Raw genomic sequence first — 18,988 nt, forward strand, 5'->3', positions numbered from 1 at the left:
GGCCGGGGTCAGTGCGCGGCGCAGCCGCCGGTGGGCGCGGGCGCGACCGCCGGTGCGCCGATCGTGGGCAGGCCCAACAACACCCCGGGGGTACGCGGGGAGCGCCCCGCCTCGGCGGCGTCGCCGGCCCGCGTGCGCCGGTGCGACAGCGGCGCTCCGTCGGCGTTGAGGTGATGCGGCGCGGCGTACGTGACTGTGGTGTGCACGATGTCGCCGGGCCGGATCGACCCGGCGAAACTGCCGGCGTCGAAGTGGACGAGCCGGCCGTCGCGGGCCCGGCCGGAGAGCCGCCCGGTCCGCTCGTCCTTGCGGCCCTCGCCGACCGCGACCAGCACCTCGACGGGCTCCCCCACCAGTCGCTTGTTCTCCGCCCAGGAGATCTCCTCGACGGCCGCGACCAGCCGCTCGTAGCGCTCCTGCACGACCTGCTTGGGCAACTGGCCGTCCATGGTCGCGGCGGGAGTGCCGGGGCGCTTCGAGTACTGGAAGGTGAAGGCCGAGGAGAACCGGGCCTCGCGCACCACGTCCAGCGTGCGCTGGAAGTCGGCCTCCGTCTCGCCGGGGAAGCCGACGATGATGTCGGTGGTGATCGCCGCGTCCGGCATCGCCGCACGGACCTTCTCGATGATCCCCAGGTAACGCTCGGAGCGGTACGAGCGGCGCATCGCCTTCAGCACGTCGTCGGAGCCGGACTGCAACGGCATGTGCAGCGAGTGGCAGACGTTCGGCGTCTCGGCCATCGCGGCGATCACGTCGTCGGTGAAGTCCTTCGGGTGTGGGCTCGTGAACCGGACCCGCTCCAACCCGTCGATCTCGCCGCAGGCGCGCAGCAGCTTGCCGAACGCGTACCGGTCACCGAACTCGACGCCGTAGGAGTTGACGTTCTGCCCGAGCAGGGTCACCTCCAGCACGCCCTCGTCGACCAGGGCGCGCACCTCGGAGAGGATGTCGCCGGGACGGCGGTCCTTCTCCTTGCCGCGCAGAGCGGGCACGATGCAGAACGTGCAGGTGTTGTTGCAGCCCACCGAGATCGAGACCCAGCCGGCGTACGTGGACTCGCGGCGGGTCGGCAGCGTGGACGGAAAGACGTCCAGCGACTCCAGGATCTCCACCTCGGCGGCGGCGTTGTGCCGGGCACGTTCCAGCAGCACCGGCAGGGCACCGATGTTGTGCGTGCCGAAGACCACGTCCACCCAGGGCGCCCTGCGGACGATCTCGCCGCGGTCCTTCTGCGCCAGGCAACCACCGACGGCGATCTGCATCCCCGGGTGCTTGTCCTTCACGGGGCGCAGATGACCGAGGTTGCCGTAGAGACGGTTGTCCGCGTTCTCCCGCACCGCGCAGGTGTTGAAGACGACGATGTCCGGGGTGTCGTCGGCCTGGGGCGCGCGCACGTAGCCGGCCTGTTCGAGCAGGCCGGAGATGCGCTCGGAGTCGTGCACGTTCATCTGGCAGCCATAGGTGCGCACCTGGTAGGTGCGCGGGCTGCCCGCCGCTGCGGTAGTCATGACCAGGACAGCGTATCCGGGTCGGCCGGATCACCCCGAACCGAGGAGCACCCGACATGTGCCGAAGCATCAAGACGTTGCGGGAGCCGTTCACCCCGCAGGTGACCGACGCGGACATCGAGGCGGCGGCGTTGCAGTACGTCCGGAAGATCTCGGGCTTCCGGGCGCCCGCCGCGCACAACGCCGCCGCGTTCGAGGCCGCGGTGGCCGCCGTGACGGAGGCCACCCGCACCCTGCTCGACCAGCTGGTCGTGCGGGGTGGCGGGTCGGGCGCCGCCGACCGGCCGGCCACCGCCGCCACCGGGCGCGGCTGACCTCTTCGGCGCACCGGCCTCTTCGGCGCACCGGCACGGGCACCGGCCCCGGCTCGGCCCGGCCGGCTGGGCACCGGGTCAGGCCGCGGCGAGCACCGGCGCGACGGTGTCGGGAGCCCAGCGCGAGCGGTGACACTGCGACCAGCCCCGGCAGCCCGGGTCACCCAGCGTGCACAGCCGCTTTCGGCTGAGCACCTCGCCGTCGTCGGTGTCCCGGACGTCGAAGTGCACCGGGCGGACCGTCCCGTCCGGTGCGACGAGCAGGTGCCGGCCAGCGTCGAGCGTGTCGTCGCGCAGCAGGCAGTTGCGGCCCAGCAGTCGGGCCAGCGCGGCGATGCTGGCGTGCTCGGAGAGCCGGTCGGGCACCCCGTAGCAGTCGACCACCGTCGAGAACTCGCCCGGCGCCTGCCAGACGTCACACACCACCGCGTACGCCGGCAACCGGGCCGGGTCCGCCACTGCCAGCGGCATCACCACCCGACCGAGCGCCTCGGCCAGCGCCGGGTAGACCTCCACGGGTCGTACCCGATCGATTCTCCAGTTCCACAGCTCGGTCATTCCGCCTCCTCGCTGCGTTCGTCCCACCGGCCTCCGGATCGGGCCTTACTGACGATGGTGGGGGGCATTTGACCCCAGCCGGGGGCAAGTTACCGGTCTGTGACCATTCCGGGCAAAATTTCCCTGAGCGGCATTGCTCGGAGTAGCGGGAAGGTGACAGTTTATCGGCTATCGTGCGCCATCCGCACCACCGGGACCGCGTGTCCCGACACTGCGTCCGGGCCTCGCCGCGCTGTCCGTCAGCGCAGGACGACCAGGTGCGCCCCGCGGGGCAGCAGCTCGCCCACCACTGGCGCGCCCGGCAGCTCACCGGCGACCAGCAGACCGCCGGAGGTCTGCGCGTCGGCCAGCAGCAACCGCTCACCCTCGTCCGCCGCGCCGAAATCCGTCCAGGGCGTGACCCACTCCAGGTTGCGACGGCTGCCGCCGCTGACGTACCCGTCGCGCAGCGCCTCCCGCGCGCCGGCCAGGTACGGCACCCGGGCGGTGTCGATGGCCACCGTGAGCCGGCTGGCACGGGCCAGCTTCGAGGCGTGCCCGAGCAGGCCGAAGCCGGTCACGTCGGTGCCGCACCGGATACCGGCGGCTACCGCCGCCCGCGCAGCGTCCCGGTTGAGGGCGCTCATCGAGGCGACCGCCTCCGGGAAGCTCTCACCGGTCGCCTTGTGCCGGGTGTTGAGCACGCCCACCCCGAGCGGCTTGGTCAGCGACAGCGGCACCCCGGCCCGGCCGGCGTCCAGAGTGATCAGTTCCTCCGGGCGCACGGTGCCGGTGACCGCGAGGCCGTACTTCGGGCCGTCGTCGTCCACGCTGTGCCCACCGGCCAGGTGACAACCCGCCTCCCGGGCCACGTCCTGACCGCCGCGCAGCACCTCGCGCGCCAACTCGAGCGGCAGCACGTCGCGCGGCCAGCAGAGCAGGTTGAGCGCCACCAGCGGGATGCCACCCATCGCGTACACGTCGGACAACGCGTTGGCCGCGGCGATGCGCCCCCAGTCGTACGCGTCGTCGACGACCGGGGTGAAGAAGTCCGCGGTGCTGACCAGGCCCGTCCGCTCGTCCAGGCGGACCACCGCGGCGTCGTCGCCGTGGTCCAGGCCGACCAGCAGCTCGGCGGTGCCGGTGGCCGGGCCGAGACCGGCCACCATGACCTCCAGCTCGCCCGGCGGAATCTTGCAGGCGCAGCCACCGCCGCGCGCGTAACGGGTCAGCCGTACCGGTTCCGTCATCCCCCCATGATCTCGACAAGCCGGTCTCGACGCCACCGTTGCGGCCCGGTGGTGACCAAAATCGGACCCCCGACAACGATCGGGACCGGTGTTACCGCTCCGTGACCAACTGAGTTGCGTTCCGCCACATCACGCCGCCTACAGTTGCCCAACCGGGGGTCAACCGACCCCGATCCGGGAGACGACAGGGACGGTGGACGACGTGACGACGGGCGAACCGCTCATCGTGCTGGACGCGGTCAACAAGTGGTTCGGGCCGCTGCACGTGCTGGACGACGTCTCGCTGTCGGTGGGTCGGGGCGAGGTGGTCGTGGTGATCGGCCCGTCCGGCTCCGGCAAGTCGACGCTGTGCCGCGCCATCAACCGACTGGAACCGATCAACTCCGGCACCATCACCTTCGACGGCCAGCCGCTGCCGGCCGAGGGCAAGCCCCTCGCCAAGCTGCGCAGCGAGGTGGGCATGGTCTTCCAGTCCTTCAACCTCTTCGCCCACAAGACCATCCTGGAGAACGTCACCCTCGGCCCGATCAAGGTCCGCAAGGAGAAGCCGGCCGCTGCCCGCGAACGCGGCCTGGCCCTGCTCGACCGGGTCGGCATCGCCAACCAGGCGGACAAGTTCCCGGCCCAGCTCTCCGGCGGTCAGCAGCAGCGGGCAGCGATCGCCCGCGCCCTGGCCATGCAGCCCAAGGCGATGCTCTTCGACGAGCCGACCAGCGCCCTGGACCCGGAGATGGTCGGTGAGGTGCTGGACGTGATGACCTCGCTGGCCAGTGACGGCATGACGATGGTCGTGGTCACCCACGAGATGGGCTTCGCCCGGCACGCCGCCAACCGGGTCATCTTCATGGCCGACGGGCAACTGGTCGAGGATGCCCCGCCAGCGGAGTTCTTCGCGAACCCGCGCAGCGAGCGGGCCCGAGACTTCCTCTCCAAGATCCTCACGCACTAGGCGTCCGTAGTGGAGCGCGCCGTACTCGGTGGGCTCCGTTGAAGAAGGAGAAGAGTATGCGTATCAAGCGCGTTGCGGCAGTCGCCGCGGTCGCCGCTCTGGCGCTCGGCCTCACCGCTTGTGGTGGCGACGACGGCGGGGACACCGGTGCTGGCAGCAAGTCCTTCGCCGCCGGCAGCACCATGGAGAAGCTGAACAAGGCCCAGAAGATCAAGGTTGGCACCAAGTTCGACCAGCCCGGCTTCGGTCTGAAGGGCCTGTCCGGCAAGCCGGAGGGCTTCGACGTCGAGATCGCCAAGATCATCGTCAAGGAGCTCGGCATCCCCGAGGACAAGATCGAGTGGGTTGAGGCCCCCTCGAAGGTCCGCGAGGACGTGATCGTCAACGGCAACGTCGACTTCGTCGCCGCGACGTACACGATCAACGACAAGCGCAAGGAGCGGATCGCCTTCGCAGGCCCGTACTACGAGGCTGGCCAGAACATCCTGGTCAAGAAGGACGACACCACCATCACCGGGCCGGACTCGTTCAAGGACGGCACCAAGAAGGTCTGCTCGGTGACCGGCTCCACCCCGGCCGAGACGATCAAGAAGTACGTCAAGGACGTGGGCACCCAGCTGGTGCTCTTCGACACCTACGACAAGTGCCGTGACGCCCTCAAGGGCGGCCAGGTCGACGCCGTGACCACGGACAATGTGATCCTGCTCGGCTACATCGCCAAGGACGAGGCCTCCTTCAAGTTGGCCGGCGACAACTTCACCAAGGAGCCGTACGGCATCGGGGTGAAGAAGGAAGATGCCGACTTCCGCAGCTTCATCAACGACACCCTGGACAAGGCGGTCGCCGACGGCAGCTGGAAGAAGGCCTGGGACGACACCGCTGGCAAGTTCGGCGCGGAACTGGGCTCGGCGCCCACCATCAACCGCTACTGATCTGATCCTTCGATCTGGAGGGTGGGGAGGAACACCGACCCGTGAACGTGCTCATCGACAAGTTCGACGTCTTTGCGGGTGGTTTCTGGCTCACCCTCCAGATCTGCGTACTCGCCGCGATTGGCGCCCTCATCCTGGGCGGGATCCTCGCGGTGCTCCGCATCTCCCCGGTGCCGCCGCTGCGCGCGCTCGGCACCACGTACGTGAACGTCTTCCGTAACATGCCGCTGACCGTGGTGATGTTCTTCGCCGCCTTCGGTCTGCCAGCGCTCGGCTCCAACGCGGACTTCCTCCGCATCCCGGTGCTCGACTCGCTGTTCAGCCGGCTCGGCACCGACCTGCCGTATTTCCGGTTCGCGCTGATCGCCCTCGTGCTCTACACCGCCGCGTTCGTCTGCGAGGCGTTGCGGTCCGGCGTGAACGCGGTGCCCGCCGGCCAGGCAGAAGCCGCGCGGTCGCTGGGTCTGACCTTCGGCCAGAACCTGCGCCACGTGGTACTGCCGCAGTCCTGGCAGGCGTCGGTGGTGCCGCTCGGCTCGGTGATCATCGCGATGATCAAAAACTCCGCGCTGGCCGGTTTCTTTGGAGTGGTCGGCGACCTTTCCGCCACGGCTGACCAGCTCACCGGGGCCGAGGGCTACGCGTTCATCCCGGTCGCCATCGGCGTCTCGGTCGGCTACCTGATCATGACTGTGCCACTCGGCGCCCTGCTGGACCGGATCGAGAAGCGACAGGCGGTGGCCCGATGAGTCAGCAGACCAGCGTCCTCTACGACATCCCCGGGCCTCGGCAGCGGCGGATCACGCTGGTCAGCAGCATCTTCGCCGGCCTGGTCCTGCTCGTCGGGGCCTACTTCCTGATCTACCGGCCGTTGGACGAGAAGGGCCAGCTGTCGATGGAGTTGTGGGGGCCGCTGGTCGACCCCTCCAACGAGAACTTCTCCCAGGTGTGGCATCGGATCGGCCTCGGTTTCAAGAACACGCTGATCGCAGCGGCACTGGCCATCGTGACCTCACTGATAGTGGGCACTCTGCTCGCCGTACTCCGGATCCAGCTCAAGAGCCTGACCCGGCTCCGTTACGCCGGCATGGCAACTCCAATTGCGTACCTGCTGCGCGGGCTGAGCACGCTGCTGTCGGCGGTAACCCGTGTCTGCGTCGAGGTTTTCCGCGGCCTACCCGTCGTGCTCACCATCTTCTTCGTGGCCCGCGGCTTCCCCGAGTTCGGCCTCTACCTTGACAACCTCTGGTACCTGGTCATCGGCCTCACGATCTACAACTCCGTGGTGATCGGCGAAATTCTCCGGTCCGGCATGGAGGGGCTGCCGAGCGGTCAGGCCGAGGCCGCCGCAGCCATCGGGCTGTCCCCGACGCAGACCACCCGGATGATCCTGCTGCCGCAGGCCTTCCGGATCATGCTGCCGGCACTCATCAGCCAGCTGGTTGTGGTACTCAAGGACACCTCGTTGGGGTTCATCATCAGTTACGAGGAAACCCTGAACATCGGCAAGCAGATCATCGGCGTGCTGGGCAACCCGATCCAGGTGTACGTCGTGATCGCCGTGCTCTTCATCGTGGTGAACTACTCGCTGTCGAAGGTGGCCCAGTACGTCCAACGCCGGCTCTCCCGGGGCCGCAAGACCGCGGGCACCCCGGCGCAGAACCCGCCTCCCGCGGCGCTCATGTCTCAGGCCGAGGGTGCCGGCGGAGGCTCCTGACGCTCAGCTCGAAAGCAGAAGGGCCAGCCCGGCGTCCGGGCTGGCCCTTCTGCTGTTTGGACTAGCGGGCGATCTCGGTGACCCGGGACTCGCGGACCACGGTGACCCGGATCTGACCCGGGTAGGTCAGCTCCTCCTCGATCTGCTTGGCCACGTCGCGGGCCAGCACGGCCGCCCCGATGTCGTCCACGTCGTCGGGCTTGACCATCACCCGGATCTCCCGGCCGGCCTGCATGGCGAAGACCTTGTCCACGCCGAGCTTCCCGGCCGCGATCTCCTCGATCCGCTCCAGGCGCTTGACGTACGCCTCCAGGCTCTCCCGACGCGCGCCCGGTCGACCGCCGGAACAGGCGTCGGAGGCCTGGGTGAGCACGGCCTCGATGGTCTGCGGCGGCACCTCGTTGTGGTGCGCCTCGATGGCGTGCACCACGTCCTCGTGCTCGCCGTACTTGCGGGCCAGGTCGGCGCCGATGATGGCGTGGCTGCCCTCGACCTCGTGGGTGAGCGCCTTGCCGATGTCGTGCAGGAACGCCGACCGTTTGATGGTGGGCACGTCCAGCCGCAGCTCGGCGGCCATGATGCCGGCGATGTGCGCGGTCTCGACCAGGTGCTTGAGCACGTTCTGCCCGTACGAGGTGCGGTAGCGCAGCCGGCCCAGCAGGGTCACCAGCTCCGGGTGGATCTCGGTGATGCCGACCTCGACCAGGGCGTCCTCGGCGGCGCGGAGGCAGAGCTGCTCCACCTCCTGCCGGGCCAGGTCGTAGACCTCCTCGATCCGGTGTGGGTGGATCCGCCCGTCCAGCACCAGCTTCTCCAGCGTGAGCCGGCCGACCTCCCGGCGGACCGGGTCGAAGCAGGAGAGCAGCACCGCCTCCGGGGTGTCATCGATGATCAGGTTGACCCCGGTCACCGACTCGAAGGCGCGGATGTTGCGCCCCTCCCGGCCGATGATGCGGCCCTTCATCTCGTCGCCCGGCAGATGCAGGACGCTGACCACGCTCTCGGCGGTCTGCTCGCTGGCCACCCGCTGGATCGCGTCCACCACGATGTGTCGGGCCCGCTGCTCGGCGGTGTTGCGCGCGTCGGACTCGATGTCGCGCACCAGCAGCGCCGCCTCGCGCTTGGCAGACGTCTCGATCGCGTCGATCAGCTCCAGCCGGGCCGACTCGGCGGTGAGACCGGCCACCCGCTCCAGTTCCCGGCGGCGCAGCTCCTCGGCCTCGGCCAGCTCGGTCTCGCGCTGGGCGAGCGCGGACTCCCGGGCCGCGAGGGCGGCGCTCGCCGCGGTGAGCTGCCGCTCCCGCTCGGCGAACCGTTCCACCTCCTCGGTGTGCAGCCGCTCCCGCTCGTCCATCCGGGCCGCCCGGCGCTCCACCTCCGCGGCCTGCTCCCGGGTCGTGGCGGCGAGCACCGCGACCTCCCGCTCGCCGCTGCGGCGGGCTGCCGTGCGCAGCTGGTCGGCGTCCGCCTCGGCCTGCTTGTGCGCCCGTTCCAGCACGGTGTCCGCCTCGGCGCGGGCGTCGTCGAGCACCCGCCGGGCCTCGGCCCGGGCCGCCTTCGCCTCGGCCTTCGCCGCCGCCGCCTCGGCCCGAGCCGCGGAGGCCGCGGACTTGGCCACGTCGATCGTGCTGTTCGCCTGGTCGGCGGCGTTGCGCAGGGCGGCCAGGGACTGCTCCTGACGGTCCTTCTCCGCGATGAAGGCGGGATCCTCCGGGGCCGGCGCCGTGCCCATCCGACGCAGCGTCCGGATGCCGACCAACACCGCCCCGACCACGACCACCGCGAGGATCAGGACGGCCGCGAGAAGCACGACGTCGAGGGCGTTCATGCCGGGACCCCGCTGGGTCTACCGGTGAACCTGTGCCGCCGCCCCGCCATGGCCGCCTCCCCTGAACGTCGAGACCGCAGCGACTGTGCCCGAGGCACACTCCTGCGGCTGTGGACGCCCGACCGGAGCGGCTGGCCGTGGATAGCTCTCTCCGCCGGCGGTGCCCTCGGGCATCGTCGGCGACCGGGTGCAGTTGTCGCGGAGTGCCGGACCGGCCAGTCCGGAACTGCCGCCAAAGGCCGCGGAGTCGGCCAAAGTGATGCTGTTCTGTTACGAGATCTATGTTGTGCGCTTAGCCTGCGCTGGTCGGGCAATGTGAGCCTGTATGGCGAGGCTAGGTCGCCAAGGGCGGTCTGGTCAAGGACTCATGATCAAACCCCCCGAACGGAGCGAAGTTGTAGCGTCACCCAAAGCTGATGTCGTGTCGGACACGGAAGGACAAAGGCGGCGAGCCGACGCCCTCGATTCGGATGTCGTGCCTGTTCAGCGGTGGCGGCACCCTGCGCGACGCCGACTTAGTGATACCGGTGACCCTGCCGAGTCGCGAATCTCGCCCGACCGACCCGGTCTCGACGCGAAGCGCCTCAAGATCGTGCTCGATCCTGGATGTAGTGCCCTCACCGGCGCGGTGATGCCCCCACATCCTGGATCGAGCACGATCATCCGCAGCGGCTCAGCCGACGCCAGGGCGGTCAGCCGGCACCAAGGGCTCGGCCGACTTCGGCGGATCGGCGGCTCAGCCGGCGCCGGCCGCCAGCGCGGCGGTGACCAACGCGGCGTTGCCCGGTGCCGGTACGCCATCGGGCAACAGGAGCGTGTCCTCCAGCCCGATCCGGGTGTGCAGCCCACGGCTGACCGCCTCGGCGAGCACCGCCCAGGTGGCCGGACCCTCGGCGTGCAGCAACACGGGCGGAGCCACCGCGTCCTCCGGCGGCGACCCGCCCGGCATCCCCGCTGACGGCGGTGGCACGGCGGGCATCCCCGTCGACCGCGGTGGCACGCTGGGCATCCGCGCTGGCGGCGGCAGCGCGGCGAGGATCCGCGCCGCATCGGCCAACGCGACCGCCGGCTCCTGCGCCATGCACTCGACGAGGATCCGTCCGACCGGCACCCGCCAGGACCGGTACGCCTTCACGGCGTCGAGTGTCCAGAGCCCCACCTCGACGAGCACGCCACGCTCATGCAGCGCGGCGGCGACCGCCTCGGCGCCGGGCTCGTGCGCGTTGACCGAGGCGAAGTCGGGCAGCACCGGCCAGGATCGGACGGCTGCCACCCGGGCGGCCGGATCCGGTTCGATCCAGGCTCCGGTGCTCACCCCCACCGGCAGCCCCGGCCGGGCCGCACGGATGGCGGTCAGCGCGTCGGCGATCACCGCCGGGCGCAGTGACTCGACGCCGGCCGCGTCCCTGGGATGGATGTGCACGGCCGCGACGCCCAGCGCGGCACAGCGGGCCGCGTCGGCCGCCAACTCCGTCGGGGTCACCGGCACGGCCGGGTGGGCGGCACGACTGCGCTGGCCGTTCAGACACGCTTTCAACATCGGGTCACCCCCACCGCACCCATCGCGCCACTCAGTCGAGCGGGCGGCTGTCGCGCTCCAGATCGCCCTCGGCGTCGGCGAGCGCGTCGGCGTCGATCTGCTCGGCGAACTCGGCCGCCTCGGCGCTCTGCGCGGCGAGCGCGTCCTTCACCGCGCGGATGGCCACGCCGGGCGGATAGCCCTTGCGGGCCAACATCCCGACCAGCCGGCGGAAGACCGCGTCGGGCTCGCCCCGGGCGGTACGCAGTTTGCGCTCCACCAGAGCGCGGGCGGTTGCCGCCTCGGTCTCCTCGTCCAGCTCGCCCAGCGCCTCGGTGGCCACCTCGCCGTCGACGCCCTTGCGGCGCAGCTCGTTGGCGAGCGCCCGGCGGGCCAGGCCACGACCGGTGTGCCGGCTGGACACCCAGGCGCGGGCGAACGCCGCGTCGTCGATGATGCCGACCTCGTCGTAGCGGTCGAGCACCTCGGCCGAGACCTGCTCGGAGATGCCCCGCTTGGCCAACGCGTCGGCCAGCTCGGCCCGGGTGCGGGGCCGGACGGCGAGCTGGCGCAGGCAGATCTCGCGAGCCACCTCCGACTCGTCGCGCGGCGTAGGCGCCGGTTCATCCGCCGACGACTCGGCCCGGCGCCCCCGACGGGGACGCGGCGGATCGCTGGCGTCGCCCGTACGGGGTGGGCTGGCATCCCAGCCCCGCCCCGTACGGGCGCGTCGTCCTGCCACTGGTCAGCGACCGGTCAGAAGTCGACCGGCGGCAACTCGGGGCCACCGGCGGCGTCGCCCGCGCCAACCCCGACGCCGAGCTTCTCCAGGATCTTCTTCTCGATCTCGGCGGCCACGTCCGGGTTTTCCTTCAGGAACTCCCGGGCCTTCTCCTTGCCCTGGCCGAGCTGGTCGCCGTCGTACGTGTACCACGCGCCGGACTTGCGGATGATCGCCTGCTCCACGCCGACGTCGATCAGCGAGCCCTCACGCGAGATGCCCTTGCCGTACATGATGTCGAACTCGGCCTGCTTGAACGGCGCGGCCACCTTGTTCTTCACGACCTTGACCCGGGTGCGGTTACCGACCACGTCGGTGCCGTCCTTGAGGCTCTCGATGCGTCGCACGTCGAGCCGGACCGAGGCGTAGAACTTCAGCGCCCGACCACCGGTGGTGGTCTCCGGGCTGCCGAACATCACGCCGATCTTTTCGCGCAGCTGGTTGATGAAGATCGCCGTGGTGCCGGTGTTGCTGAGCACACCGGTGATCTTCCGTAGTGCCTGGCTCATCAGCCGGGCCTGGAGGCCCACGTGGCTGTCGCCCATCTCGCCCTCGATCTCGGCGCGCGGCACCAGGGCCGCCACCGAGTCGATCACGATGATGTCCAGAGCGCCAGAGCGGATCAGCATGTCCGCGATTTCCAGCGCCTGCTCGCCGGTGTCCGGCTGGGAGACCAGCATCGCGTCGGTGTCGACGCCGAGGGCCTTCGCGTACTCCGGGTCGAGCGCGTGCTCGGCGTCGATGAAGGCGGCGATGCCGCCGTTGCGCTGGGCGTTGGCCACCGCGTGCAGTGCCACCGTGGTCTTACCGCTGGACTCGGGACCGTAGATCTCGACCACCCGGCCACGGGGCAGGCCGCCAATGCCGAGGGCCACGTCGAGCGCGATGGAGCCGGTCGGAATGATCGCGGTCTGGACGACCGGCCGGTCACCCAGCCGCATCACCGAGCCCTTGCCGAATTGCTTGTCAATCTGAGCGAGAGCAAGGTCGAGTGCCTTCTCCCGGTCAGGCCCTGCTGCCATGGTTGCCACCCCTGCCTTCGCCGGCGTCTTTGCTGAGCTTCGCGTCACGCGGACACGCTAGGCGCTGGGTCCGACAGAAAACCAGCCGACGGGCCGCGAGCTGTGGACGAGCACCCCGCTGTGGACAATAGCCGAACAGGTGTACGACTCGACAAGCGACACGCGGAACCGGCGAAAAGGCTGCTCAGCGTAGTCGAGCGGGTACGCGGTCGGGGTACGCGGCGCAGACCGCCCGCCACACCACGTGCGTCTGCTCCCCCGACGACAGCGCCTGCTCGATGGTCCGCCCATCGAGCTGGGACAGCACCTGGTCGCGGGCGATGCTGGCCGCGTAGCCCGGCCCGAACGCCTCCTCCAACCGCGCCCAGAAGTCGGTCAGCCGCACGTGATCAACCCTCCTCGCCCGGTGCCCCCGTCGGCACCGGGCGCAACGCTAGCGCCACCAGGGGCACGGTCGCGACCGCCGCGAGCAGGGTGAGCACCGGATAACCGGCGAGCTGCATGACAAACCCGCTGAGCACCGCGGCGCTGGCCCCCGCCAACCCCATGATCAGGTCGGAGAACCCCTGGACGCTGGGCCGCACACCGGCCGACACCGACTCGGAGAGCAGCGTCGAGCCGGCCACCATCGTCCCCGACCAACCCAGCCCGAGCAGGACCAGACCGATCGAGAGCCGGGGCGTGTGGTGCCCGGCGGTGCCGGCGACCGCGCAGGCGGCCAGCAGCAGCCCGACCCCGCCGAGGATCACCGCCCGCCGGCCGAGCCGGTCGGTGAGCCAGCCGACCACCGGGGCGAACGCGTACATGCCGGCGATGTGCAGGCTCAACACGATCCCGACCAGCCGCAGCACGTCGGCGTCGGCGTGCGACTCACCGAGCCGGACCGGGGTCATCGCCATCACCGCCACCATCACCAGGTGACCGATCGCCACGGCGGTGATGCCGAGCCGGGCGGCTGGCTGTCCGCGTACCACCGACCAGGCCAGCCGCATTCCGGCGGTGCGCGGCGCGCGCGCACGGACCGGCGCGGTGGCCGGCCCGGCCCCACCGGCCGCCGGCGTGGCGTCGGCGGGCGGCCCGGCGGCGGTCGGTGGCGCGTCGGCCGCCGCGAGCCGCCGCGCGGTGAGCAACGGGTCGGGGCGGAGCAACCCGAGGAGTACGACGGAAGCCAGCACGAATGCCGTCGCGCTGAACGCGAACGGGCCGGCCAGCGGCGGCAGCCCCCAGCCGGTGGTGACCCGGTCGGCCAGGGCGGCGAAGTTCGGCGCGGCCACCGCCCCGATGGTGGTGGCCCAGACGATCAGCGAGAGCTGACGCCCTCGACGGGTCGGCTCGGCGAGGTCCACCGCCGTGTAGCGGGCCTGCAGGTTCGCGGCGGTGCCACCGCCGAAGAGCAGCATGCCGAGGAAGAGCAGGGGCACCGAACGGGTGGCCGCCGCCACCACCACCAGGACGCCGCCGACGGCGCCCACGGTGTACGCCAGCACCAGGCCGGGACGACGGCCGTGCCGCGCCATGATCCGGGTGACCGGGACGGCGAGCAGCGCCGCACCGACCACCCCGGCGCTCTGCGCGACGCCCGCCACCGCGGTGCCGGCGATGCGGGCGGCGAGCAGCGCGCCGACGGAGATGCCGATGGTCACACCGACGCCGCCGATGATCTGGGTGGTGAAGAGCAGCCGCATGGTGCGCCGCTGGATCGGCGCGACGTCGAGCCGGGCGCCGGTACGCGGCACGGTCAGGTCGGTGGCCATCGGCGCTCCTTGAGGACGGGGTGACCCCATCCTCGCGCACCCACCCCGAACCCCGACGCCCCCGCCGGGCTGCCCCGCCCGCCGGGCCGCCTCGCCGCGCCCGCGCGGATCTTCGCGGTGCGGATCTTCGCGAGGGCCCGTCGGTCAGCCGGCCATGACCCGCTGGTGCAGGGACGACACCGCCGAACGGGCCGCCACGAACGCCCCGTGCTGCCAGGCCACCTCGTGGCTCAGCCAGTCCCCGGCGAAGTAGACCCGCCCGGCCGGCTGGAGCAGCAGGTTGTATCCGGCGGTGCCGTAGCGGGGCGAGGTCCAGGCGCCCTCGATGTAGCGGGTCCGGTCCCAGGCGTGGGAGTACGAGGTGACCAGCTCGCTGCGGTACTTGTCGCCGTGGATCTTCACCCCCTGGCTGACCGCGCGCTCCCGGCGCTGCTCGGGGGTGAGCCCGCTGTACGCCCTGGCGTTCGCCCCGGTGTTGTAGTAGCCGACGACCAGGCCACGCTTGCCGTGGAAGCCGTAGGACGGGTACCAGATGTGCGACAGGTCCAGGTCGGTCTCCGTGATGCCGCCGTAGATCCGCTGGTCGGTCTCCCACCAGCGGCTGCGGTACTCCAGGCCGATCTTGCCGGCGGCGGTGACCGGGAAGTCGGCCAGGGCGGCGGTCACCCCGGCGCCGAGGTTGTGGGGCACCCGGGCCATCAGGTGCGGCGGCAGCGCCGCCACGCAGTAGTCGGCGGCGATCTGCGACTCCCGGCCGCCCTGCCGATAGGTCACCTCGACCCGGCCGCCCCGGTCGGTCACTCCGGTCACCTCGGCGTTGAGTCGGATCCGGTGCCCGCCCACTGCCTTGGCGAGGGCACGCGGGATCTGGTCCATGCCGCCCACCGGCTGGAACATCAGCATCGCCTGGTCGTAGCCGAATTCGAAGGAGAAGTACCGGCCCACGTTGCTGGCGAAGACGCCGGAGAGCGCTGGCGGCGCGCCGAGCAGCGTCCCCACGTCGTTGCCGGCGCCGGGGTACGCGGAGAAGCCGCGGCGGTTGGTCCCGGCGTACGCCCAGTCGTTGGCACGCCCACCGATCGCACCGAAGCCCTGCAGGAACGACAGCAGCCGGTCCCGGTCCTCGGTGGTGAGCCGCGCGTCCAGCGCGCCCTGGTCGGTGGCCTTGGCGAGCAGTTCCGAGACGTAGCCGTACACGTCGGCCTTGGCGGTGCGATACCGGATCGGCTCGGTCATCCCGGCGGACTCGTTGTAGATCCAGGCGTCGGCGTTCTGGTTGGTGAACACCTCGATGGGTACGCCGAGTTCCCGGCAGTAGTCCATGGTGACCATCCACTGTGCGATCCGGCCCGGCCCGGCGTTGAAGTAGACGCCGTCGGAGAAGCCGGCCCGCTGGGTGTGCCCGTCGAGGTCGGTCTCGACGTCGCCACCACGGATGGTCAGGTTCCGCCCGCCGACGCGGTGCCGCGCCTCCAGGACCGTGCAGTGGTAGCCCGCCTTGCCCAGCTCGTACGCGGTGGTGAGCCCCGCGATGCCACCGCCGAGCACGACGACACTGGCCCCCGGCCGGCCGGTCAGGGTGAAGTCGGACGGCTCGGGCGCCCGGAACGCCGGGGTCACCGACGCGTCGGCGCTGGGCGCGAGACCCATGGCTCCCATCGTGGCGAGCATCGCACCGGCACCGCCGCTGATCCCGACCGCGCGCAGGAACCCACGCCGACTCACCGTCGACTGCGTCTGATCGCTCATGAACGCCTCCCCTACAAGATCGACTCACGTGAGTCTGCAGAGGACCTGTTACGCGGATCACGCAACGCCGTTTCCGGTAGGTATCACCTCACCGACCGCCGGCGGTGGCGGTTTTTGTCACCGATCTCGCTACCGGCCGAGCCGACGACCGTGCCGTACCGCCCCCTCACACCCAACCGTTGCTGGCCGCCTGCACGCCGGCCTGGAATCGGCTGGCGGCGCCCAACCGCTCGGTCAGGGACGTCATCATGCGCTGCACACTGCGCAGGGAGATTGCGAGCTTGCGGGCCGCCGACTCGTCGGTGTGCCCCGCGGCGAGCAGCCGCAGCAGCTCGCGTTCCTGCCGGGTGAGACCCTGCTCGTCGGCCGCCGCCTGTTCGCCGAACGGAGTCGCGGCGTGCCACACCTGCTCGAAGAGCGCGATAAGCCCGGCAACAATCCCGCGGCTGCGCAGTTCCAGTGCACCCTGCCGGGGATTGGCCGGGTCGATGGGCACGAGTGCGACCTCCCGATCGACGATGACCATGCGCATCGGCAGCGTCGGCGTCGTGCGTGACTGCCCACCGAGGCCGGCCAGCCAGCGGGCGTGCGCGAGGGTGCCGGGGTCGTTGCGGAAGCTGTCCTGATAGACGTTGCGGATCTGGACACCCCGCTGCAGAGCCTGCTGGTCGAGCGGCGCCTCCGCCTCGAGCGTGTCCGGGCTCTGTGCGCCGCCGCTGCTAAAGGAGAGACACTCGGCGCGGGCGGTGTCGGCCAACTCGGCAAGCCGGTCCCGGACGCTGTCGACCCCTGCGAGCAACCGCCCCTCCGCCACCTGGTGGTAGTCGTCGTGGGCGGTCGCGATGGCGGCGATGGCGGCCTTGGTCGCCTCGACCTGCCGCTGCCGGACCGCGACCTCGGCCTCCACCTTGGTCAGGAGCGCCATCAACCCGGCCTGCGGTCGCACCGGCCGGGCGTGATCGCCCAGGGAGTCGAGCCGAACGAGTGCGAGGTCGGCCAACACGTCCAGTGCCGCCGTCACCTCCCCCGGCGAGACGCCGAGGTGATCGGACAGGCCGGCGACGTTCAGGTCGGGACACTGCAGCATGGCGCGATAGACCGCCTCATGCTGCGCGGACAGTCCCAGCAGGTCGAACATGACCCCTCCCCCGGTAGAACCAATCGACATTCTGCCGCGTATCGAGCGTTCTCGTGGACCCGTTCCGCACCTGGCGTGGTCCCGCCGGGCGGGGTCACGCCAGGCCGAACCTGGTGACAGGGCACCGTGGGCCCGCGATGCTTCTCTCACGGCGGCGACAACGACCACGGAGCCTCCGGAATCGACATTCCAAGCACAGGAGAGACGTCAATGAGCATAACCACTTTTATCAATGCCAATTACCGTACCTCGATCGCCATTCTCACACTCGGCCTCGCCCTCGCCCTCGCGATCATCCTGAACTCGGAACCGGGTGCGATGGCGGCGCTCGCGGAGGGGTTCGGCTGGGGTGGTCCCGCACAGGACGCCTCGACCGGCCAGTTCGGAGGCCAGGGATTTGGCTGGGGCTCGCCGCCCCCGGTCGACCCGTCGGAGTGGTCCTGATGATCGTGACGCACATCCGTATCGCCCCGCTCACCTCGACGGCCGCCATCGACCCGGCGACGCTGCGAAATCTGATCCACGTGAACGCCACGGCCGGGAGCGGTATCGAACACCTTCGAGTCCGCGCCGGCCCGGACAGCGCCGACATCCTGGCCTTCGTGGACACCGACGATCCGACGGCAGCCGCCGTGACGTTGCGCCGCGTCGTCGACCGCACAATCGCCAGCAGCCCACTGCTCGGCCCGTGGCGAATCGTCTGACCACGGCATCACCTGTTCAATTTTCCCGCCTCCGCCGACGGATACCGTTCGGCGGACGGACAAACCTGCCTTGAAATCGGAATTAATCAGAAAGGAACACCATGCAACGAAATGCGATTCGTCGCCTGACCACAATGGCGCTCGGCGTGGCACTCGCCGCCGGCGCCGGCCTCTCCGGGGGCGTCGCCACGGTGCTGGCGAGCAGTCCCGAGGCAGCCTTCGCCGACTCCAGCGTGGGTGGGTCGATCAGTCCGACCGAGGTGCTCAGCCGCGCCAAGTACTGGTACGACAATCGCGGCAGCATCCCCTACAGCCAGGGCGGCTACTACCGCGACGAGAACGGCAAGAACTACCGCACCGACTGCTCCGGGTTCGTCTCGATGGCCTGGCACCTCTCGACGTCGAAGACGACCTACAACATGTACACGGTGTCGAAGCAGATCAGTAAGAGCGACCTCCAGCCGGGCGACATCCTGAACTCGGCGAGCCAGCACGTCATCCTCTTCAAGCGCTGGATCAACCAGTCGACGGGCACGTTCGAGTACTACGCCTTCGGATCGACCCCGGTGAAGATCGACACCGAGACGCTCAGCGGCGGCGGGGACGGTCTCATCGACTCGCACCCGGCCAGCAACTACGTCGCCCGCCGCTACAACAACATCACCACCGGCGGCCAGGCTCCGGTGAAGGACCCAGGGGTCGCCGACGTGACCGGCGACGGCTATCACGATCTGGTGGCCCGCAAGACTGACGGCACTCTGTGGCTGTACTCGAACAACATCGAGCGCGACAACGGCGTCCCGTACAGCAGCGGCTCGTCCCGGCAGATCGGCAGCGGCTGGAGCAGCGCGGACCGGATCATCAACGCCGACGTCACCGGTGACGGCTTCACCGACCTGATCTCCGTCAAGTCAGACGGAACGATGTTGTTGTACTCCAACAACATCGTTCGTGACGACGGCGCCCCGTACAGCAGCGGCGCGTCGCGGCAGATCGGCAGCGGTTGGGGCGGGTTCGACCGGATCGTCGGCGCGGACGTGACCGGCGACGGTTACACCGACCTGGTGGCCCGCAAGACCGACGGCACCCTGTGGCTCTACCCGAACAACATCGAACGCGACAACGGCACTCCGTACAGCAGCTCGTCGGCGCGGCAGATCGGCCAGGGCTGGAGCGGCTTCGACACGCTGGTCGGCGCGGACGTGACCGGCGACGGTTACACCGACCTGGTGGCCCGCAAGACCGACGGCACCCTGTGGCTCTACCCGAACAACATCGAACGCGAA

The 18,988-nt window shown here is 70.3% G+C and carries 19 protein-coding genes; 8 read left to right on the forward strand and 11 right to left on the reverse strand.

Translation table 11 applies throughout. The features are described 5' to 3' along the window. Nucleotides 1–8: 8 nt before the first annotated feature. The gene (gene miaB / locus ACFYPR_RS24490; protein ID WP_355064030.1) at nt 9–1,508 is read right to left on the reverse strand and encodes a tRNA (N6-isopentenyl adenosine(37)-C2)-methylthiotransferase MiaB; all 1,500 of its coding nucleotides are present in this window, start codon (nt 1,506–1,508) and stop codon (nt 9–11) included. A gap of 56 nt (nt 1,509–1,564) precedes the next feature. Here miaB and ACFYPR_RS24495 point away from each other — a divergent pair, with 56 nt between their 5' ends. Further along, nucleotides 1,565–1,822 (forward strand): DUF2277 family protein, encoded by a 258-nt coding sequence (locus ACFYPR_RS24495; protein WP_355133538.1) that lies wholly within the window; start codon nt 1,565–1,567, stop codon nt 1,820–1,822. A 78-nt stretch (nt 1,823–1,900) separates the two neighbouring features. Here ACFYPR_RS24495 and ACFYPR_RS24500 read toward each other — a convergent pair whose 3' ends face one another. After that, nucleotides 1,901–2,380 (reverse strand): hypothetical protein, encoded by a 480-nt coding sequence (locus tag ACFYPR_RS24500; protein ID WP_354862858.1) that lies wholly within the window; start codon nt 2,378–2,380, stop codon nt 1,901–1,903. Between the two features lie 239 nt (nt 2,381–2,619). Continuing rightward, nucleotides 2,620–3,609: a selenide, water dikinase SelD gene (selD, locus tag ACFYPR_RS24505; RefSeq protein WP_387262647.1), complete on the reverse strand. Its 990-nt coding sequence runs from the start codon at nt 3,607–3,609 to the stop codon at nt 2,620–2,622. 193 nt (nt 3,610–3,802) lie between these two features. Between selD and ACFYPR_RS24510 the strand changes: the two genes are divergently transcribed. The 4 genes from ACFYPR_RS24510 to ACFYPR_RS24525 are packed head-to-tail and all read left to right on the forward strand — an operon-like array spanning nt 3,803 to nt 7,207. Beyond that, the gene (locus ACFYPR_RS24510) at nt 3,803–4,558 is read left to right on the forward strand and encodes an amino acid ABC transporter ATP-binding protein (protein WP_354862861.1); all 756 of its coding nucleotides are present in this window, start codon (nt 3,803–3,805) and stop codon (nt 4,556–4,558) included. A 56-nt stretch (nt 4,559–4,614) separates the two neighbouring features. After that, complete coding sequence (locus ACFYPR_RS24515) at nt 4,615–5,490, forward strand: glutamate ABC transporter substrate-binding protein (RefSeq protein WP_354862863.1); 876 nt, start codon at nt 4,615–4,617, stop codon at nt 5,488–5,490. A gap of 41 nt (nt 5,491–5,531) precedes the next feature. Beyond that, nucleotides 5,532–6,239: an amino acid ABC transporter permease gene (locus ACFYPR_RS24520; protein ID WP_354862864.1), complete on the forward strand. Its 708-nt coding sequence runs from the start codon at nt 5,532–5,534 to the stop codon at nt 6,237–6,239. After that, nucleotides 6,236–7,207, forward strand: coding sequence for an amino acid ABC transporter permease (locus tag ACFYPR_RS24525; protein WP_354862866.1), 972 nt, complete (start codon nt 6,236–6,238; stop codon nt 7,205–7,207). Before ACFYPR_RS24520 ends, ACFYPR_RS24525 begins: the two co-directional genes overlap by 4 nt. A gap of 61 nt (nt 7,208–7,268) precedes the next feature. Here ACFYPR_RS24525 and rny read toward each other — a convergent pair whose 3' ends face one another. From rny to ACFYPR_RS24565, 8 genes are all read right to left on the reverse strand, one after another. Then, nucleotides 7,269–9,035, reverse strand: coding sequence for a ribonuclease Y (gene rny, locus ACFYPR_RS24530; protein ID WP_354859966.1), 1,767 nt, complete (start codon nt 9,033–9,035; stop codon nt 7,269–7,271). Between the two features lie 736 nt (nt 9,036–9,771). Next, nucleotides 9,772–10,575, reverse strand: coding sequence for a 3-keto-5-aminohexanoate cleavage protein (locus tag ACFYPR_RS24535; protein WP_387262649.1), 804 nt, complete (start codon nt 10,573–10,575; stop codon nt 9,772–9,774). 31 nt (nt 10,576–10,606) lie between these two features. After that, nucleotides 10,607–11,296, reverse strand: coding sequence for a regulatory protein RecX (locus ACFYPR_RS24540; RefSeq protein ID WP_387262652.1), 690 nt, complete (start codon nt 11,294–11,296; stop codon nt 10,607–10,609). Nucleotides 11,297–11,310: 14 nt separating this feature from the next. Further along, nucleotides 11,311–12,357, reverse strand: coding sequence for a recombinase RecA (recA, locus tag ACFYPR_RS24545; RefSeq protein ID WP_007456801.1), 1,047 nt, complete (start codon nt 12,355–12,357; stop codon nt 11,311–11,313). A 184-nt stretch (nt 12,358–12,541) separates the two neighbouring features. Further along, entirely contained in the window at nt 12,542–12,742 is a 201-nt protein-coding gene (locus tag ACFYPR_RS24550; protein WP_354859956.1) for a DUF3046 domain-containing protein, read from the reverse strand. A gap of 4 nt (nt 12,743–12,746) precedes the next feature. Beyond that, on the reverse strand, nt 12,747–14,111 hold the full coding sequence (locus ACFYPR_RS24555) for an MFS transporter (protein ID WP_387262653.1): 1,365 nt from the start codon (nt 14,109–14,111) through the stop codon (nt 12,747–12,749). Between the two features lie 144 nt (nt 14,112–14,255). Next, nucleotides 14,256–15,860: an FAD-dependent oxidoreductase gene (locus tag ACFYPR_RS24560; protein WP_387262656.1), complete on the reverse strand. Its 1,605-nt coding sequence runs from the start codon at nt 15,858–15,860 to the stop codon at nt 14,256–14,258. A gap of 166 nt (nt 15,861–16,026) precedes the next feature. Continuing rightward, nucleotides 16,027–16,998, reverse strand: a complete 972-nt coding sequence (locus tag ACFYPR_RS24565) for a LuxR C-terminal-related transcriptional regulator (protein ID WP_354859949.1) — start codon at nt 16,996–16,998, stop codon at nt 16,027–16,029. Nucleotides 16,999–17,208: 210 nt separating this feature from the next. Here ACFYPR_RS24565 and ACFYPR_RS24570 point away from each other — a divergent pair, with 210 nt between their 5' ends. The 3 genes from ACFYPR_RS24570 to ACFYPR_RS24580 all read left to right on the forward strand — a co-directional run. Next, nucleotides 17,209–17,442 (forward strand): hypothetical protein, encoded by a 234-nt coding sequence (locus ACFYPR_RS24570; RefSeq protein WP_363940265.1) that lies wholly within the window; start codon nt 17,209–17,211, stop codon nt 17,440–17,442. Then, a complete protein-coding gene (locus ACFYPR_RS24575; RefSeq protein WP_354859945.1) occupies nt 17,442–17,702 on the forward strand; it encodes a hypothetical protein in 261 nt (86 codons plus the stop codon). The genes ACFYPR_RS24570 and ACFYPR_RS24575 overlap by 1 nt, the downstream gene beginning before the upstream one ends. A gap of 101 nt (nt 17,703–17,803) precedes the next feature. Continuing rightward, nucleotides 17,804–18,988: FG-GAP-like repeat-containing protein (locus ACFYPR_RS24580; RefSeq protein WP_387262659.1), on the forward strand; the 1,185-nt coding region annotated here is incomplete at its 3' end.

It is taken from the genome of Micromonospora sp. NPDC005254 (assembly GCF_042872525.1).
In the GTDB taxonomy this organism is placed as follows: Bacteria; Actinomycetota; Actinomycetes; order Mycobacteriales; family Micromonosporaceae; genus Micromonospora.

What these genes read in the sequence shown, in the direction of transcription:
- ACFYPR_RS24575 (WP_354859945.1), top strand. Translation starts at nt 17,442, where the DNA reads ATGATCGTGACGCACATCCGTATCGCCCCGCTCACCTCGACGGCCGCC.
- ACFYPR_RS24500 (WP_354862858.1), bottom strand. Translation starts at nt 2,380, where the DNA reads ATGACCGAGCTGTGGAACTGGAGAATCGATCGGGTACGACCCGTGGAG.
- ACFYPR_RS24495 (WP_355133538.1), top strand. Translation starts at nt 1,565, where the DNA reads ATGTGCCGAAGCATCAAGACGTTGCGGGAGCCGTTCACCCCGCAGGTG.
- recA (WP_007456801.1), bottom strand. Translation starts at nt 12,357, where the DNA reads ATGGCAGCAGGGCCTGACCGGGAGAAGGCACTCGACCTTGCTCTCGCT.
- ACFYPR_RS24560 (WP_387262656.1), bottom strand. Translation starts at nt 15,860, where the DNA reads ATGAGCGATCAGACGCAGTCGACGGTGAGTCGGCGTGGGTTCCTGCGC.
- ACFYPR_RS24555 (WP_387262653.1), bottom strand. Translation starts at nt 14,111, where the DNA reads ATGGCCACCGACCTGACCGTGCCGCGTACCGGCGCCCGGCTCGACGTC.
- miaB (WP_355064030.1), bottom strand. Translation starts at nt 1,508, where the DNA reads ATGACTACCGCAGCGGCGGGCAGCCCGCGCACCTACCAGGTGCGCACC.
- ACFYPR_RS24535 (WP_387262649.1), bottom strand. Translation starts at nt 10,575, where the DNA reads ATGTTGAAAGCGTGTCTGAACGGCCAGCGCAGTCGTGCCGCCCACCCG.
- ACFYPR_RS24515 (WP_354862863.1), top strand. Translation starts at nt 4,615, where the DNA reads ATGCGTATCAAGCGCGTTGCGGCAGTCGCCGCGGTCGCCGCTCTGGCG.
- ACFYPR_RS24570 (WP_363940265.1), top strand. Translation starts at nt 17,209, where the DNA reads ATGAGCATAACCACTTTTATCAATGCCAATTACCGTACCTCGATCGCC.
- ACFYPR_RS24525 (WP_354862866.1), top strand. Translation starts at nt 6,236, where the DNA reads ATGAGTCAGCAGACCAGCGTCCTCTACGACATCCCCGGGCCTCGGCAG.
- ACFYPR_RS24565 (WP_354859949.1), bottom strand. Translation starts at nt 16,998, where the DNA reads ATGTTCGACCTGCTGGGACTGTCCGCGCAGCATGAGGCGGTCTATCGC.
- selD (WP_387262647.1), bottom strand. Translation starts at nt 3,609, where the DNA reads ATGACGGAACCGGTACGGCTGACCCGTTACGCGCGCGGCGGTGGCTGC.
- rny (WP_354859966.1), bottom strand. Translation starts at nt 9,035, where the DNA reads ATGAACGCCCTCGACGTCGTGCTTCTCGCGGCCGTCCTGATCCTCGCG.